A 1,162-nucleotide genomic window follows, 5' to 3' on the forward strand; every position below is an offset into this window, starting at 1 on the left:
TAATTTAACTTCTTGTGCTATTTTAGATTTTTAGCATGAGGAATATTATGGTAATATAATAAGTCAAAAAAACTCATACTAGTATTAAAATTAGATAATTGGATTAATTATCCAAATACTAATTCCTTTATCTTAGCTAAATCTGAATCTTTTCCTAACGTTTTGTTGACGAAATAGCAAAGATTATAGGCTAATAGCTTGGTTTTCAAACGTGTTTGTAAACCCCAGAGGGATTTTGCTAGTACTTTTTCAATATTAAGTTGCTCTGTTAGTTGCGAAGCAGTGGTTTCAATCCTTCTTCTAGCTTTGAATATTAACTGTCTTATGAATTTAGGATATTGATTCTTGCTATTATTTCTCTTTAAAGGAATAAGATTAATGTTTTTCTCATTCTTTAACTCAGGAGAAATGTTGCTATTAATATATCCTTTATCTCCTAATACAGTTATTGATTGATAGGATTCAAGTAAATCCCATACTACTTTCCTGTCATCAACACTTGCTGAAGTAAGGACAAAATCAGTTACAAATCCATCAAGACTTACAAGTAAATGAAGTTTATAACCAAAATAAGTTTCCTTTTTAGAGGGACATTTACCATAGTCTGCACCATATCCTCTAAAAGTTTTATGAAACCTAGCTCTACCGAATTTACACACTGATATTGGAATACTATCAATAATCCTATACGGATCATTGGTGTAACCAAGCATAGATGTAATTTCTTTTCGAATTTCATCTATTACTGAGTGCAGTGCCCTACGGGTTCTATTAAATCGGCTTCTATCACAGAATTTGGGAAATAAGTCTCTAAAATTCTTTCTACAAAAACCAAACCAAGCTTTCTCGGAATCAATGGTTAATAATTCACCAACAATACTGATGGTAATTATTTCACTATCACTTAATATACAACCACTGATATTTCTACGTTCTTTAATATGTGTTGGAGTAATGTTTTGGTAAATATCATCAATTATGACATAACTGACAATAATAAAGTCTTTCAAGTCATTAATTTCTTTGATAGAATATTTCTTATGGAACTCCAGCATATGTTTTCCTCCTATCTTAATTTCTTGGTCGTTATTAATGATAGGTTAACATAATTTGCTGGAGTTTTTCTATTTGTAAATTTTAACTAGCACAACGAGTTAATTTA

Annotated in this window: 1 protein-coding gene; it reads right to left on the reverse strand. The window is 29.9% G+C overall.

Translation table 11 applies throughout. The features are described 5' to 3' along the window. Positions 1–107 precede the first annotated feature (107 nt). A complete protein-coding gene (locus tag BUA77_RS13290) occupies positions 108–1,055 on the reverse strand; it encodes an IS982 family transposase (protein WP_072891094.1) in 948 nt (315 codons plus the stop codon). Positions 1,056–1,162: the final 107 nt, after the last annotated feature.

This window comes from Tepidibacter formicigenes DSM 15518 (genome assembly GCF_900142235.1).
Taxonomy (GTDB): domain Bacteria; phylum Bacillota; class Clostridia; order Peptostreptococcales; family Peptostreptococcaceae; genus Tepidibacter; species Tepidibacter formicigenes.